General features: G+C 38.3%; 12 protein-coding genes. 7 read left to right on the forward strand and 5 right to left on the reverse strand.

The window, feature by feature from the left end:
* Positions 1-54: 54 nt before the first annotated feature.
* The 3 genes from ABIB40_RS03455 (at position 55) to ABIB40_RS03465 (ending at position 5,079) form a co-directional block, all read left to right on the forward strand.
* Positions 55-2,457 (forward strand): TonB-dependent siderophore receptor, encoded by a 2,403-nt coding sequence (locus tag ABIB40_RS03455; protein WP_354356000.1) that lies wholly within the window; start codon positions 55-57, stop codon positions 2,455-2,457.
* A 533-nt stretch (positions 2,458-2,990) separates the two neighbouring features.
* Positions 2,991-4,001 (forward strand): DHH family phosphoesterase, encoded by a 1,011-nt coding sequence (locus tag ABIB40_RS03460; RefSeq protein ID WP_354356002.1) that lies wholly within the window; start codon positions 2,991-2,993, stop codon positions 3,999-4,001.
* Positions 4,002-4,077: 76 nt separating this feature from the next.
* Complete coding sequence (locus ABIB40_RS03465; protein ID WP_354356003.1) at positions 4,078-5,079, forward strand: FKBP-type peptidyl-prolyl cis-trans isomerase; 1,002 nt, start codon at positions 4,078-4,080, stop codon at positions 5,077-5,079.
* 109 nt (positions 5,080-5,188) lie between these two features.
* Here the strand turns inward: ABIB40_RS03465 and ABIB40_RS03470 are convergent, their stop codons facing one another.
* The 5 genes from ABIB40_RS03470 to ABIB40_RS03490 all read right to left on the reverse strand — a co-directional run bounded on the left by ABIB40_RS03470 (position 5,189) and on the right by ABIB40_RS03490 (position 12,801).
* Complete coding sequence (locus tag ABIB40_RS03470; RefSeq protein WP_354356005.1) at positions 5,189-5,890, reverse strand: hypothetical protein; 702 nt, start codon at positions 5,888-5,890, stop codon at positions 5,189-5,191.
* A 515-nt stretch (positions 5,891-6,405) separates the two neighbouring features.
* The gene (locus ABIB40_RS03475; RefSeq protein ID WP_354356007.1) at positions 6,406-9,600 is read right to left on the reverse strand and encodes an efflux RND transporter permease subunit; all 3,195 of its coding nucleotides are present in this window, start codon (positions 9,598-9,600) and stop codon (positions 6,406-6,408) included.
* A gap of 62 nt (positions 9,601-9,662) precedes the next feature.
* Positions 9,663-10,727 carry an efflux RND transporter periplasmic adaptor subunit gene (locus ABIB40_RS03480; RefSeq protein ID WP_354356009.1) on the reverse strand — a complete coding sequence of 355 codons (1,065 nt, stop codon included), beginning with the start codon at positions 10,725-10,727 and terminating at the stop codon, positions 9,663-9,665.
* Positions 10,728-10,729: 2 nt separating this feature from the next.
* The gene (locus ABIB40_RS03485) at positions 10,730-12,061 is read right to left on the reverse strand and encodes a TolC family protein (RefSeq protein WP_354356011.1); all 1,332 of its coding nucleotides are present in this window, start codon (positions 12,059-12,061) and stop codon (positions 10,730-10,732) included.
* A gap of 134 nt (positions 12,062-12,195) precedes the next feature.
* A complete protein-coding gene (locus ABIB40_RS03490; protein WP_354356013.1) occupies positions 12,196-12,801 on the reverse strand; it encodes a TetR/AcrR family transcriptional regulator in 606 nt (201 codons plus the stop codon).
* Between the two features lie 656 nt (positions 12,802-13,457).
* Between ABIB40_RS03490 and ABIB40_RS03495 the strand changes: the two genes are divergently transcribed.
* The 4 genes from ABIB40_RS03495 (at position 13,458) to ABIB40_RS03510 (ending at position 16,162) form a co-directional block, all read left to right on the forward strand.
* Positions 13,458-13,913, forward strand: a complete 456-nt coding sequence (locus ABIB40_RS03495) for a sterol desaturase family protein (protein WP_354356015.1) — start codon at positions 13,458-13,460, stop codon at positions 13,911-13,913.
* 66 nt (positions 13,914-13,979) lie between these two features.
* Positions 13,980-14,426: a hypothetical protein gene (locus ABIB40_RS03500; protein ID WP_354356017.1), complete on the forward strand. Its 447-nt coding sequence runs from the start codon at positions 13,980-13,982 to the stop codon at positions 14,424-14,426.
* A gap of 64 nt (positions 14,427-14,490) precedes the next feature.
* Positions 14,491-15,507, forward strand: a complete 1,017-nt coding sequence (gene murB, locus ABIB40_RS03505; protein WP_354356019.1) for a UDP-N-acetylmuramate dehydrogenase — start codon at positions 14,491-14,493, stop codon at positions 15,505-15,507.
* A 124-nt stretch (positions 15,508-15,631) separates the two neighbouring features.
* A complete protein-coding gene (locus ABIB40_RS03510; protein WP_354356021.1) occupies positions 15,632-16,162 on the forward strand; it encodes an RNA polymerase sigma factor in 531 nt (176 codons plus the stop codon).
* Positions 16,163-16,165 lie beyond the last annotated feature (3 nt).

A 16,165-nucleotide genomic window follows, 5' to 3' on the forward strand; every position in this document is an offset into this window, starting at 1 on the left:
ATTTTAATTTTTGCCATCTATCTTTGGGGCTGTTTAGAATTAATCCAAATAAAAATGAATAGATTTAATACGATTTTTTGCATCGCCATGCTCTCTGTTGCAGCAATGCTTTCGCCGGTAATGGCACAAACAAGAAATGCAAATCTGCGTGGCGAAGTAAAAACAACAGACGGTAAACCGGCCTCAAACGTAACCGTAACTTTGCTAAATACCAACAAAACAACTTCTACAAATGAAGATGGCGAATTTATACTCAAACATATTATACTGGGTAATTACACGCTAAAAATTTCGGCTATTGGAATGACGGCTCAAGAGCAAGCCGTTATCGTTAGCAGCGGTACGAATAAAATTATTTACATGGTTGTTTCAGAATCTGCAGCACAGTTGGCAGATGTGGCTGTACAAGGATACATTTCTCAAAACAGAAAGCCTGTTAACCTTGGCAAAGTAGACATTGCCTCATTAGATCTGCCGCAATCGGTTCAAATTATTGGTACAGAAGTTATTAAAGATCAACAGGTAAATAAACTAAGTGATGTGCTGCAAAATGTAAACGGTGTGGCTTATGCAGAAAATAGGGGCTCTGTAAATGGCGAAACGTTCTTTGCGAGAGGATATAGTTTAGGAAGAGACAATGTTTTTAAAAATGGCTCGCGCACCAATACTGGCGGAATGCCAGAAACAAGTTCTTTGCAATCGGTGGAAGTATTAAAGGGCAGTGCTGCATTGTTATACGGAGGTGTTACTGGCGGAGCAGTGGTAAATTTAGTAACCAAAAAACCCGAATTTAACTATGGCGGTGAGGTATCGCTTCGGGGTGGAAGTTATGATATGTACAAACCTATCGGCGATATTTATGGGCCAATAAGCAAAAATTTGGCCTTTAGATTAATTGGAAGTTTTGAGGGTGCTGATAGTTACAGAAATGAAGTTAGCTCTAAAAGAACTTACATCAATCCATCATTGCTATATAAACTTGGCGAAAAAACAGAGATTTTATTGCAAGGAGATTATTTAAAAAGTGATTTTACCCCCGATTTTGGCATCGGCACGGTCGATAACAAAATAGTAAACATTGGTAGGGGATCTTACTTAAATGCGCCTTGGGCTTATAACAACACAAATACGGTTAGCTCACAATTAAACATAGACCATACTTTTAACCAAAACTGGAAAATTAATTTGATTGGTAATTTTCAGAGCTACAACCGTGACTATTTTAGTGCGGAGCGTCCTTTTGCCGATGCAAATGGCATTGCTGCCAGAAATGTAACGCGTTCTAAAACAGAAGAGTTTACCTTTAACCAGCAGATAAATTTAAACGGTCGTTTTAAAACAGGGCAAATAGCACATACGCTACTTGTTGGCGCAGATGCAGATCAATTGAGAACTACCTCGAACGGTTTTCTATATGCCGGTGGACAAACAGCTTTTAACTATGGCAATGTTAACTTGCTAGATCCATCTACGTATTTCGGTTCGGGTATTGAGCCTGAGGCGAATAACGTAAGTAGAATATTGGCTCCAGTTTACAGAATGGGCATATTTGCTCAAGATTTGGTTACCATAAATAATCAATTTAAAGTACTGGCCGGTTTAAGGTACACTAACCAAAAAACTGCAAACACCAGAACAACAGATTTAACGCAGAACAAAAAATCTGTCGGTGACAATGGCAAAACCGATGGTGCTTTTTCTCCAAAGGTTGCCTTAATTTATCAACCTTTAAAAACAACCTCTTTATATGTCAGTTATGCCGATAATTTTATCACCAACACAGGCACCGATATTTATAATGCACCTTTAGATCCATCGTTGGTAGATCAGTTTGAGGCGGGTATAAAAAATGATTTCTTACAAGGGCGGTTATCCGTAAACTTAACGGTTTACAAAATCTTAAACGATAAGTATGCACAGCAAGCGTTGTTTTTGGCAGATGGATCAGCAAACGCCGATAGAAATATTAAAGAATTAAATGGTAAAACCGCTAGCGATGGAGTAGAAGTAGACGTTACCGGAAATATAATAGAAGGTTTAAATTTCTTGGCCGGATACAGTTATAACTACATTCGGTTTACCAACACATTTGCTGGAAGCGGCGTAGTAGAAGGCGAGCGATTGATAGGTTCTACCAAACATACTGCAAACGGAACCCTATTTTATAGATTTAATAAAGGTTGGGCACATGGGTTAAAGTTAGGTGCATCTGCATTTTATACTGGTTTTAGAAATGGGGGCAGAAATACTAAAAAAGATGGTTCATCTAGCGGCGTAATACCTTTAGCACCTTTTACAACATTCGATTTTACAGGTGGATACACTTGGAAAAATATTTCTCTTTTAGCAAAAATAAGTAACATTACCAACGAGTTAAATTACTTCGTTCACGAAAATTATAGCGTAAATCCAATCGCTCCCAGACAGTTCATTACCACACTTTCTTATCGTTTTTAATTTAAAAAGTTAAGCTGTTTAAATTTGGACAAAGTAAAAGCGCTATAGCCATCTCGGTGGGATTGGCCTAGCAGCAGTTTGGAGGAAAAAACGCCTAAAGCTGCTTGCATAGACCTGACGAGTTACGCCTCCGAAGATGATTCGCAGCCGTGTGGGAAAAGCGTAGGAAAGGCCTCGAGTCATCGATGAGAAATAGCTTGACGGATTTTTACCCAAAGAGATGCCAGCCTTGAATTTTTGCTACTTTTTTTTCAAGAAAAAAGTAGGACTCCCGTCCGGATAGGACAGCATTGGACAAAGCAGGGGCATTTTTAGTAAATAAAATAAAAATTTTAAAATTTGATAGGGTCTTATAAATAGCATAATATAATAAGTGTAGAACGGCGCGAACAACACAATTGCGCCGTTTTCTTTTGCAAAATCTTCTTCGTCATTTCTGTTAACTGTTTATAATACCTAATGGTCTCAATTAAACAGCTAATTAACAGTATAATTAAAACTAAAAATACTTAGCTTTGCAGCGCAAAATAAATATGCTTACACTAACAGAGTTAAAATCTTTATTGGCTACGCCACAAAAAATAGTAATTACCACGCATCATAAGCCAGATGGCGATGCAATGGGGTCATCACTTGGCCTTTATAATTACCTCATTCAAAAGGGACATCATGTTAGCTTAGTTGCCCCAACAGATTATCCAGATTTTCTGCAATGGATGCCAAATAACGCCGAGGTACTTATTTATACAGATAAGAAAGAGGAAGCCACATCGCTAATTCAAGAGGCAGCGCTGGTGTTTTGTTTAGATTTTAATGCACTAAGCCGCATTAACGAACTTGGCGAAATAGTACGTGCCGCCGGTGCAAAAAAAATCATGATAGATCATCATCTGGATCCAGAAGATTTTGACGATTATAGGCATTGGGACATCAACGCCTGTGCAGCCGCCCAGTTGGTGTATGAATTTATTGTAAACCAGCTAGAAGATAAAGAAGGAATAAACAAAGATGTTGCGACTTGCCTTTACACAGGTATTATGACGGATTCTGGTTCTTTCCGTTTTCCGTTGGCAGGCGCAAATGTGTATCGTATTGCAGCAGATTTGATAGATTTTGGCGCAGAACATTGGAAAATCCATCAGTTGGTTTATGACAATTCTAGTGAAGACAGAATTAAGTTTTTAGGATATTGTCTGTCTAGCAAACTCGAAGTTTTAAAAGAGTTTAATACCGCCATTATATCGGTAACAAAAGAAGAACTTTCCAAATACCACAGTGCCACTGGAGATACAGAAGGTATTGTAAATTACGCGCTTTCTATTAATGGTATAAAGCTTGCGGCGTTTATAATAGAACGGCCAGATATGGTAAAATTATCTTTGCGTTCCACAGGAGATTTTCCTGCAAACGAGATTTGTAAAAAATACTTTAGCGGTGGCGGCCATCGCAATGCAGCAGGTGGCGCAATGGCCAAGCCATTAAAAGAGGTTATAGAGGTGTTTAAAAGTATTTTGCCAGACTATAAAACACAGCTTTTGGCATAAATAATTAGAAACTTATAAAAGAAAATAATAAAGACAGAAGTGCGAGCGTGCTTCTAATAAAACAAAATAAATGAAAATGAAAAAAGGATTAATTATTCTGTCTGTCGCAACCTTGGGGTTAGCCGCTTGTAATCAATTTAAAAAGGGCGAAGGCGATATGACCTACAAAATCTACAAGGACGAAAAAAAACCAAAAATTCAAGAAGGAGATTTTGTAAAGTTGAACGGCATTCAATCTGTAAAGACTAAAGATGGCAAGGATTCTATGATGGTAAACACGTATGATAATGAACGTCCGGCGTTTTTCCCAATTAGCAAGTCGATGTTTAAAGGAGATATGGTCTCTGCCTTAAAATTATTGGGTGAAGGCGATAGTGCGAGTTTTAAATTAAATTTAGATAGTATGGCCAAATATTCTGGTCAGCCTAAACCTACAAACGCAAAAGACAGCTTTGCGCTTTTTACCGTGAAAATAGAAAAGGTGTTGCACAAACAAGCCAATGAGGCAGATTCTGTTTTCGAGAAGAAAAAAAGAACGTTTTTTGAAGCTGAGTACAAAGATTTGATTGCCAAAAACAAAAAAAGCGAACAAGGTAAAATAGAAAAATACATCAAAGACAATAGTTTGAAAGTAGATTCTACTGCCGATGGCTTAAAATATGTAATTGAAAAACCAGGCGATAAGCAAAGAGCAGATTTGATAGATACCGTGGTTGTTGATTATACTGGCCAGTTTACCAACAAAAAAAGTGACGGTAAATTAAATGTTTTTGATACCTCTAACGCAAAAATCGCCAAAGAAGCTGGGATGTTTTCGCCTATGGCACAATATGCAGCTCGACCTTTGTTATTGGGTCAGTTAGCGCCAGGTTTCATAAAAGGTGTGGGATTAATTGGTGTTGGTGGAAAGATTAAGATTATTGTTCCATCTAAACTTGCTTATGGCGAAAACGGCGGTGGCCCGATAAATCCATATACTCCATTGGTATTTGATATAGAATTGCAAGGCATTAAGAAAGGCAACCCAAATGCGGTTCCACCTGCGCCACCAACAATGGCACCACAAATGCAAAGATAGTAAGAGCTTTATTTTAAAGTCCCGCGACAAAATCAAATGATTTTGTCGCGAGACTTTTTTTTTGTCAATTTTTTAGCAAAGCTTTCTAAAAGTGGTGCTAACCTTCCGGTTAATTAGGCTTGATGAGGTTTTGGCTTTTTAGTGCAGCAAGGGCATATTCTATCAGTTGTAAATGCTCATATTGGTGGCCATGCTGAACCTCTACGTTGATATATGGAATGTTGTTTAACGTGCCATAAATAGAGAGAGAGCCATCATTTTCTGCAAATTTAGATTGAAGCACCACATTTACATCTGCCTTTTTTAGATAATTAAAGAGTGCAACTTTGGTAACCAATAACATATCGTCTGGGTCCCAATGCGGACTGATGTACAAGGAATCTGTGGTGCTTGCCAATTCGCCTTCAGTTGCATAAGATTTTATTCCAAACGCACCATCGCTATTGTTGTGCAAGGTTAAAATATACCCGGTTCTAGCCGCATCGTAAAAAGATAGGATCTGTTTGCCTGCGGCGATGATTTTATCGGCAACTTCAACACTGCTATTGGGGTCCATTTTTAAGCGCGTTTTTACACCAATATCTGTATAAATGGCATTTGGGTCAATGTGGTAGGCATCATCCATATACATAAAATTGTAGTTTCTAATGCTGCCATACTGACTGTCGATGAGTTCGCCACCGCTCCAGCGGATGTATTCGAACGCTGCCTTTACGCCCGTGTCTTCATTATCGTGCACCACTAAAAACCTTACCCCATTTGGTTTGAAGCTGTACTTTACCAAATTGATGTTCAGGTTGCCGATTTTCATTTTTGAGGTATCAGTTTTCATGAATGGGAAAACAGGAGGAAACTGAGCGTTTGCAGCAAAGCCTATGAACAGGAAAAATAAAAAAATGGTTGCCTTAAACATAGAAGCGAATATAGTAGATTTTAATCTACGGTTTTAGGTTTTTATAAGCGACTGTGGATGCCCTTTATCGCCGTGCTTACAGATGAAGCGTCTCACTCGCTATATTCGATTTGCTAATTTTAAATGTGGGGCGTGTTTGCTTTGCGTCGACCTGCTAGTGAGATGTTTCGCTGTCCTCAACATGATGACTTCCATAGAAATGCGCCTTACTCGCTCGCACGCGTCATTTAGACGATAGGAGAAATCTCAAACGCTATTTCCAACACGCCATGCCAGAATTAGTTGTGAGGTCTTTCGCAGCGCTCGATATTTATCTCCGCTCTTTAGTCTTTGCTCTTTGTTCCTTGCTCCATTGAAACAAAAAAAAGCCGCCCTTGGGTTAAGGACGGCTTGCAATGATTGTTTTAATGTTTTTAGTCGAAAGACGATTCTATCTCATATTCTGCAACATCTTTATGGTCATAAGGTTCTACCATCAATTCTTCGATAGACTGGCCTTTTTTATTCATGCCAAAGTAGTCTAATATATTATCGAACCATTGGTACATTACCGGCACAATAATTAAGGTTAGGAACAGCGAGCTGGACAAGCCGCCGATAATTACCCAAGCCAAACCGTTTTTCCACTCCGCACCCGCGCCACTTGCCAAGGCAATTGGAAGCATACCAAAAATCATGGCAATGGTTGTCATTAAAATTGGCCGTAAACGCGCGTGGTTGGCTATAATTAGCGCGTCGTGTGTAGATTTCCCTTCCTTTTTCATCTGGTTGGTAAAATCGACCAAAATAATGGCGTTCTTCGCTACAAGACCAATTAACATAATTAGCCCGAGAATAGTAAAAATACCGAGGGAATTATTTGTTAAGGCCAAGGCAAGCAGGGCACCAATAACCGAAAGCGGGATGGAGAACATAACTACTAATGGATAAACAAAACTATCGTAAAGCATAACCATAATTAGGTAAACCAACACAATAGAAGACAAAAGTGCGATGCCGAGCGTGCCAAAACCTGCTGCCTGGTTTTCTTCATCGCCGCCCCAAGTATAACTAACGCCCGTGGGCGCTTTCATCTTTCCATTTTTCTCTAAAGCTTCTAATTGGCTACGAAAATCTGAAACTACGGTTCCGGTTGGACGGCCAATAGATTGTGCTTTAACAGTTACTGAGGTGCTCTTATTTTGGCGTTCTAGTTGCGATGGACCAGAATCTTCTCCAATAGCTGCAAATTGAGAGAGTTTTACTTGTTGGCCTGCGTTATTTATAAAAATTAGATTCCTAACATCATCAATATTCCGTCTATTAAAAGCTTCGTACTGTATGTTTATATCGTACTCGTACTCGCCACTTCTAAATTTACCATCGGTATTGCCACTAAAGGCAGTTTGCATGGTAGCACCCACTGTTTGTAAGTTTAAACCCAGTGCGGCCATTTTATCTCTGTCTACCCGTACGTTAATTTCGGGAGTACCTTTTTCCACCGAAAGTTCTACCTGTGCCGAACCCTTTACGCCTTCTAAAACTTTTTTGGCTCCTTCTGCATATTTTAAAACGCTATCTAATTCTGGCCCCATTACAACAAGTGCGATAGGTGCATTTTCTGCAATACCCAAAATGCTAATCGGTACAGTTTTTACTTTTGCGCCAACGAGATATTTGGATAGCTTCCGGCTTATTTTTGTAGAGTAGATTGCTTGGTCATCTACACGGTCCGCGCGAGGAACCAAGGTAACGTCGATTTCTGATTTATATGCTGTTGCTTGGGTTCCACCAAAATCTCCGGTAGCTTGGCCTACAGTAGTAATCAATTTTGTAATTTCTGGCTGTTTGGTCAAAAAAGCTTCTGCCTTTTGGGTTAGTAAATTGGTCTGCTCCAAAGAAGCGTCTTTTGGCAATTCTAGCTGTACCAAAAACTCGCCCTTATCTGTTTTCGGAAAAAATTCGGTGCCAATAAAACCTCCGCCCAACAAACCGCAAGAGCTAATTAACAATAAGAAAACCCCAATTAAGGTAATGGCTTTGTGGCCTAAGGCCCAAATTAATATGCTGGTAATCCAAGCGGTAAATTTCTTTAACTGCCTTTCGAACCATAAAATAAAGCGGCCAAAAATGTTTTTTCCCTCAATCTTGTTTAGTTTACCGAAGCGAGATGAAATTAATGGAACAATAGAGAAAGAGGCCACCAAAGACAGGAGTGTAGCAATGATTACCACCACACAAAACTGGCGCAAAATATTACTTACCAAACCAGTACTTACTGCAATTGGGAAGAACACCACCACAATTACAAAGGTTATAGAAACTACCGTAAAACCAATTTCACTAGTTGCATCATAGGCTGCACGCACTCGGTTTTTGCCCATTTCCATGTGTCGGTAAATGTTTTCTAACACCACAATGGCATCATCTACCAAAATACCAACCACTAGAGAGAGCCCCAAAAGCGACATTAAGTTTAGCGTGTAACCAAGCGCACTAATACCAATAAAGGTTGCAATGAGCGATGCGGGTATAGAAACCATTACAATAATGGCATTACGTATGCTGTGTAAAAAGAAGAGCATTACGAGTGCAACCAACACAATTGCTAACAATAAATCGTGTATTACGGCATCTGCAGATTCTAAAGTAAAGATAGAGCTGTCATTTACAATGTTAATTTTAAGGTCGTTTTTTTTATATTGCTTTATTAAAGTATCAACAACCGAATGCATTTGCTTACTTAAATCTACCGCGTTGGCATCGCTCTGCTTTATTACCTGCAATGCAATTGCACCTTGTCTGTTTATACGCGCTATTTTTTCTACATCTTTTTGAGAATCTTGCACATCGGCAACATCTTGAAGTCTTATCTGAGCGCCATTCTTATCGGTGGCAACCACCAAATTTCTAAGCTCTTCTACGCTTCTATATTTGCCCGACAAACGGATGAGGATGTCTTGATCTTTGGTTTTTACCGATCCAGTTGGAAAATCTAAGTTAGAACTTAAAATTGCCTGCTGTACTTGGATAACCGATAATCCATATCCTTGCAATTTATCTGCATTTAAACCAACGTTAATTTCTCTTTCTTGGCCACCAATTAAATTAATTTGGGCAACTCCATTTACTCTAGAAAGAACAGGAGAGATGCGTTTGTCTATTAAATCGTAAAAGGTTGCATCGTCCATTTTTGCAGAAGCACTCATGGTAATCACCGGCAAATCATCTAGCGAAAATTTGTTTAGCGATGGCGCTTTTACGTCAGTTGGAAGGTCTGCCAAAATTGCATTTATCTTACGCTGGGCATCATTTAATGCAATATCTACATTAGCGTTATCTGTTAGGGTAATGGTTACTACCGATAAACTTTCGTAAGAGACAGCGTTTAACTTTTTTATATTTTCTAGAGAAGATACCGCGTCTTCTATCTTTTTGGTTACGGTATTCTCCACTTCATTAGGCGATGCTCCCGGATAAATGGTTGCGATAGACACTACGTTGTTGGAGAATTTTGGCAACAGCTCGTAACTAAGCGAGAAGTAGCTTAACAAACCTAACAACGTAAGCGCCGTAAAGACCACTATAACCAGCGAAGGTCGCTTTATAGAAATTTCTGTTATTTTCATTTTATATTTTTTTGTATCGCAAAGTGATTTTAAAGCAGGTTTCAACCTGCGGCTGATGAAAATTATTTTACCGCCTCTATTTCAGCGCCTTCTGATAAATTGATCTGGCCACTGGTAATTACTGTTTCGCCTTCTTTCAATCCGTCAAGAATTTCTACCCGATCTCCCAAAATCCTACCTGCTACCACTTTACGTAATTGTGCTTTGTTTCCACTTACAACCACGTAAACCTGGTTGCTGCTTACACTACCTACAAATGCGCCACGCGGAATAGAAATTGTTGGGTCTTGTTTTGGGAACTTAAAAACGGCAGTACCATACATACCGGCTTTTAAAGTGTTCTTGTGGTTATTATCTACTTGGATTTCAATTGGGAAATTCAGACTATTATCTGCCAATGCTGCAATAAAAGTAATCTTTCCAGAAAAATCATCGCTCGGAAATACCGAAGATTTAATATCTACTTTATCGCCCATTTTTAAAAGCGCCACTTGGCTTTCATTTACATTTACATCTAACTTAAGTTTGCTTACATCTACCAATTGGAACAGTTGCGTTCCTTGGCCGGTAACAAAGGCGCCAACTTCTATGTATTTCTTGTTTACAATACCATCTATTGGAGATTTGATATTCGTATCGCTAACCCTACGCCGACTTGCTTGTAAGCGAAGTTTTGCAGTATTTGCGGTAAGTTTAGCTTGGTCTAATTGTTGTTGCGTAACGCCACCTGTGCTAAAGGAACTTTGATAGCGTTCTAAATCTTTAACTGCGTTTTGGTAGTTCGCTTGCGCCGTTTCTCTGTCGGTATTGATAATTTCTGCATCTACCTTTGCCAAAATTTGACCTTTTCTAACTCTAGATCCTTCTTTAACGTAAATGGCGGTAACTCTGCCCGGGTTTTCTGACAAAAAATTTAGCTCTTGATTTGGCTGAAAAGTACCGTTTGTACTAAAATCCAAATTTACAGCTTTCTTTTCTACTTTGGCAGTTCTAACTACAATTTTGCCACCACTTTGGGCAACAATAGCCGTTTTTGCGTTGTTCTTCTTTTTGTTGTTTGTTAGGATGAAATATATTCCTCCGGCAACTACAACCAATATTACAATTGTGGTAATAATTCTTTTCATGTCTATTGTGCTAGCGTTTTAATGTTTCCGTTCGATTTTATTAACTGTATTTCTGCAACCTTATAATTTAACAAAGCTTGCGTATAACTATTTTGCGCTTGGGTGAGCGAGTTTTCTGTGTCTAGCAAATCTGTAAGCGATGCCAAACCATTATTATAATTGTTCTGTGTGCTCTTATAAATTTCTTGAGCCAGATCTGCATTTTTCTTTTGAGCATTAATGGTGTTAAAGTTGTTTCTCAATTGAATTTTAGCATTCTCGTAAGCCAAATTCAATCCATTTGTAACTTCAAGTCTATCCTCATCGGCTTTTTTAATGTCTACGGTTGCTTGTCTAACCCTAGAACGAGTAGCGAAGCCATTAAAAATTGGAATTTTTAAAGATACTCCAATAGCAGACGCACCAAAAGCAATAGATCCGCTGCTTGCACCCAAATAATCAAATTTATCGTTTTGGGCTGCGTATGTATAGTTTGCCGATAATGATAAAGATGGATAATATTCTGCTATGTATGCTTTTCTTTGCAACACCAATAACTTTCTTCTAATGTCTTGAAGTTTTATTTCCGTTCTATTTGCAAGATTTATAGTGTCTTGGAATTCAGGAAGTGCTTTTACATCTGTAAGTTCAGATTCTGGCAAGTTTATTAAAGTAGTTACAGGCATGCCCATGCTATATTTCAATTGGTTTTCTAATTGAGTAATGGCATTAAGAGTTTGATCACGCTGCGTTTGTAAATTGGTAAGGTTAACGTTTATTCTATCTACATCTATCTTTCTTGCCAAACCGTTTGCATATTGGTTTTTAATAATTTTCCCTACTATGCCAACGTTTTTTATGTTGGTATCTAGTACATTAAGCTGCTGCCTAGTTACCAAAACTTGGTAATAATTGTTGGCAACCATTTCTATAATCTGCTCTTCGCTATAATTTGCGGTTAGTGCGTAATACTCTTCGCTAGATTTTGCAGCCTGCAAACCAGTAAAAACCTGTTGGTTAAATAATTGCTGCGATAATTGTACGCTTGCATTAGAGTTCCAAGGCTTACCCAGCCGAATGGCTTGATCGCCAAATACAATTTGCCCGATAATTGGATTGTAAGTTAAACCAGTATTGGCAGAAAGTTGCGGCAAAGCCTGCGCTCTAATCTCTTCTGTTTTGTAGCGTCCACCTTCTATATCTAGCTTTGCTTTGCGCACATTGGTGTTGTTTTGGAGCGCATAGTTTAGCGCATCTTTTAAGGTTAGTTGCTGTTGTGCTGCCACCAAATTAGGCAAAACAATGCATGCCATCAGCGTCAACAACAATTTTACCATCTTTATTCTAAGCATCATTTATTTTTGTTTTTGGGTTTTTATTTTATAAATTTTTGGGTTTTTCGAGGGTGCCTTTTAGTCGTTTTTTCTTAAAATTTGTTACAACGTATACATCTATTTAGGGCAATGTTATTTTTTCGCTTCCGCGGATGTTAACACCTCAGCCCGCGTGCAAAAATTGCCGAAAGCGCCTTTTGTTTATCTGCAACATCTTTAAGCATTTTTTTCTCGGGCATTATTTTTTTATGCCCTGCCATAATGCACATGTTGGTAAGGCCCATTAAGCTTTCTAAATAAAGCGATGCCAAATGCTGCATGTCATTCTCGTGTATTTCCCCTCTTAATTGTGCATTTTTAAAAATGTCGGCAAATAAATCAGCTTCTGTTTTTTTTAAAACATCCAAACTTTCTTTTACATCATCATCCCACATTAAATCTGGCACACCCTCAGAGATTTTTAGCATAAAATACTTTTCAAAAAAGCTATTTCGTACATCTATGCTGCCGAATAAAACAGTTTCTAAATTGTCGTTATCGTTAAGGTTTGTTCTAAGCATCGCAAAATAATCCTTAAACACCTTTTCTATAACACCAACTATTAGGCTTTTCTTATCAGGAAAATAATAGTATAAAGAAGGCTTAGAAACAGATAGGTCATCGGCAATGTCGTTCATAGTGGTTTTGTGTATCCCAAAATGGCTAAAACGCTTTATTGCGCCCTCAATAATCTGTTCTCTCTTTTTATCTGCCTCAGCCATTCATCTTACCTTTTTACTTTCTGACTATTTTAATATTTTGGTCAAAGATAATGAAAATTTGCAAAAACTAATCAATTGATTAGTTTTTTAGAAAAGCTGACTTTTTATTGACGAAGGAGCAAGGGGGAAAAAAGAAGTCGGAAGTCAGAGGTCGGTGGTCGGACAAAATCAGAGCATTCAGAAGTCAGTTCTCAGAAATCAGCTATTCTTGATGCAAAACTAATTTCCCTACCGACCAGTTGCTTGGCCATTTCGCTAGGTTCTGCTTCCTATGTAAAACGTACATGATTTTGCGCCTGTCCCGACTTCTTCGGGAAAAGGTCTCGCAACGAGGCAATCGATTTCAATTCTCATAACTCAAATCGGTTATAGCATTGAGAGTTCTCCTATCGAAATGACTGCGTGATGGCTAGGACGACGTGCTAAGAAATCTGAAATCATAAATCAGTCGATATGCAGCGAGAGGTCTCAAAAATTTATTTTACAGATGCGTTTCTTCGGACGAAATCATAGCTGCGGGTCAACCCGCAGCATATTAGAGAAAGGAGCCGCAAACTAGCCATTAGTATTGAGATTTCTCCTTTCTTTGTAAACGAAATTTCCGGCATAGCAGGCGGTCAAACCAAAAACTATATATTTGCGTTACACTTACAAGCATGGAAACTGTTATAGACATTCTTATTGTGTTGTGCACCATCGTTGTGATGGAAAGCTTGTCGTGGGCAATGCACAAATTTCTTTTTCATGGTCCGCTTTGGTTTATCCATAAAACTCATCATCGCGCAAAGCATAGTTTTTTTGAGTGGAACGATGTTTTTTCAGTATTTTTCGCAGCGCTCTCCCTCTATCTAATGTTTATAGACAGAACGGCGCTTGGTTATAAGTTTTTTATTGGCGTTGGCATTTCGGTTTACGGGATTATTTATTTTGTGGTGCATGATTGGTTTGTGCATCAACGATTTAAAGCGTTTAAATCTAAGAACAGCTATTTAACCAAAGTAAGAAAAGCACACAAAATTCATCATAAAAGTATGGAGAAGGAACATGGTATAGCTTTTGGGTTGTTGTATGCAAGTAGCGCTGTTTTTAAAAGGCAAGAAAAGCCCGTATAAGTTGGCTTTTTTTAAGGTAAACTAAAACGGAATGATGTAGAATTATAGCATGATATTATGGTAAATATGGAAAGAAATCAGTTTTATTTTGTGCTTTTATTAGCTATATCCTTGTTTTCTTGTGGCAAGAAGACAGCTAAAGAACGCGCCATAGATTTGGTTAAAAATAGCCATCAAAACACCGATGCAACACTTAATTTCGATGCAGCTGAGCTAGACAGCCTTTACAACATCTCTCCACAGGCTTATGCAGATAGCGTACAAAAAGCTAAAATATTAGATCTACAACTTGCAGAACTAGAGGGACAGATCGAGCATTTGCCACAGTCAGCATCAGATAGTGTGGGCAGAATTAGCGCTGCTTTAACAAAACAGCGTTATGGTTTATTAGATCTCGAAAAAGAAAAACCCAAATTTATTGGTTGGAAGTTAGTGGGCGTAACGGAACAGGGAAGTGAATCAAAAATTTTAAGTTTCAATTTCGATAAGGCAATTACCAAACTGCTTAAGTAGCGTGTTCCGATTACCCTCAATAGCATTAATTTAGTAGTTTTGTGGCTAAATATCTTTTTTCAACATGCTGCAAATTCAACATAACATTTCCTTAAAAACGTACAACACGTTTGGTGTAGAAGCAAAGGCTACATCTTTTGTTGAGTTATTTAACGAGGCAGATTTGCATGAGCTCTTTAGTAGTGATGTTTTAAAACAAGAGCGGTTTTTAATTCTTGGCGGGGGCAGCAATATGCTTTTTACAAAAGATTTTAAAGGTCTTGTTGTTAAAATTAGCATGACGGGAATAGGAGCGAAAACAGCGGGCGACCATGTTTTTGTAACTGCGGGCGCGGGCGAGGTATGGAACGATTTGGTAACTTATTGTGTAAAAAATGGCTTTGCTGGTTTGGAGAACCTAACACTAATTCCGGGTACGGTAGGTGCTTCGCCAGTACAAAATATTGGCGCGTATGGTGTAGAACTTAAAGATGTGTTTTCTAGTTGTAGCGCCTTTGAGCTTGCAACAGGTAAAACTAAAATCTTTAATTACGAAGATTGCCAGTTCGATTATCGTGAGAGTATTTTTAAAGGCGCGTTAAAGGGAAAGTTTATCATTACTTCGGTCACTTTTAAATTATCTGCAGAAGCGAAAATAAACACTTCGTATGGTGCGATAGAAAGCGAATTGGAACGGCGGAAAATAAATCAACCGACTATTTTAGACGTTTCTGCTGCAGTGGCGCACATTAGGGTAAGTAAATTGCCCGATCCATCTACCATTGGCAATGCGGGCAGTTTTTTTAAAAATCCAATTATAGGCAAGGATACCTTCAACTTAATTTTGGCCAATCACCCAAGTATTGTGGCATACCCAATGCCCGATGAACGTATAAAGCTTGCCGCCGGATGGCTGATAGAACAATGCGGCTTTAAGGGGAAAATTGTTGGAAATACCGGTAGTTGGAAAAATCAAGCCTTGGTATTGGTTAACCATGGTGGTGCCAGCGGTACAGAAATTTACGATTATTCGCAACAAATTGTAGACAGTGTACACACTAAGTTTGGAGTAACTTTAAGTAGGGAAGTAAATATATTGTGACCGATATGGTCTTAATGCGTTTTCTAACACGAATGTTTACAGAATTGTTTTTTTTGGTATTAAAATTGTTTTGTTAAAGGTGCAAAAAGATGAAAATCTTTTAAACACCTAAAGCAGTAAAACCATGACAAAATTCGAATTCAGCAACCTTGTAAATTATCACTCTGTATCATTAAGGTCTTACGCATTAAACTTTACTAAAAATGGCGAAGATGCCAACGACTTGGTTCAAGATACCATGCTTAAGGCCATCACTTATTTTAACAAATTTAAAGAAGGAACCAATTTAAAGGGGTGGTTGTTTACCATAATGAAGAATACCTTCATAAATAACTACCGCAGAATGGTTAAAACAAATACGCTTATTACGCAAAGCGAAGATATTTCGTCTGCAAACTTACATTTTAGCTCTAGTAAAAACGCTGCTGAAGGTAAATTTGTTATGGGTGATATTCGCAAAGCTTTAGATCAACTTCCAAAGGACTATTACGTGCCTTTTATCAAATATTTTGAAGGTTATAAGTACCACGAGATTGCAGAAAACCTAAAAATCCCAATTGGCACGGTAAAGACAAGAATTCATGTTGCAAGGGGAATTTTAAAAAAATATTTAAAAACTTATGCTAAGCCAGTGCCGGTTGCAGAAGTTGCTTAACTC

It is taken from the genome of Pedobacter sp. UYP30 (genome assembly GCF_040547165.1).
In the GTDB taxonomy this organism is placed as follows: domain Bacteria; phylum Bacteroidota; class Bacteroidia; order Sphingobacteriales; family Sphingobacteriaceae; genus Pedobacter.

Coding starts and splice junctions, on each gene's coding strand:
- ABIB40_RS03455 (WP_354356000.1), top strand. CDS start 55: ATGAATAGATTTAATACGATTTTTTGCATCGCCATGCTCTCTGTTGCA.
- ABIB40_RS03460 (WP_354356002.1), top strand. CDS start 2,991: ATGCTTACACTAACAGAGTTAAAATCTTTATTGGCTACGCCACAAAAA.
- ABIB40_RS03465 (WP_354356003.1), top strand. CDS start 4,078: ATGAAAAAAGGATTAATTATTCTGTCTGTCGCAACCTTGGGGTTAGCC.
- ABIB40_RS03470 (WP_354356005.1), bottom strand. CDS start 5,890: ATGAAAATCGGCAACCTGAACATCAATTTGGTAAAGTACAGCTTCAAA.
- ABIB40_RS03475 (WP_354356007.1), bottom strand. CDS start 9,600: ATGAAAATAACAGAAATTTCTATAAAGCGACCTTCGCTGGTTATAGTG.
- ABIB40_RS03480 (WP_354356009.1), bottom strand. CDS start 10,727: ATGAAAAGAATTATTACCACAATTGTAATATTGGTTGTAGTTGCCGGA.
- ABIB40_RS03485 (WP_354356011.1), bottom strand. CDS start 12,061: ATGATGCTTAGAATAAAGATGGTAAAATTGTTGTTGACGCTGATGGCA.
- ABIB40_RS03490 (WP_354356013.1), bottom strand. CDS start 12,801: ATGGCTGAGGCAGATAAAAAGAGAGAACAGATTATTGAGGGCGCAATA.
- ABIB40_RS03495 (WP_354356015.1), top strand. CDS start 13,458: ATGGAAACTGTTATAGACATTCTTATTGTGTTGTGCACCATCGTTGTG.
- ABIB40_RS03500 (WP_354356017.1), top strand. CDS start 13,980: ATGGAAAGAAATCAGTTTTATTTTGTGCTTTTATTAGCTATATCCTTG.
- murB (WP_354356019.1), top strand. CDS start 14,491: ATGCTGCAAATTCAACATAACATTTCCTTAAAAACGTACAACACGTTT.
- ABIB40_RS03510 (WP_354356021.1), top strand. CDS start 15,632: ATGACAAAATTCGAATTCAGCAACCTTGTAAATTATCACTCTGTATCA.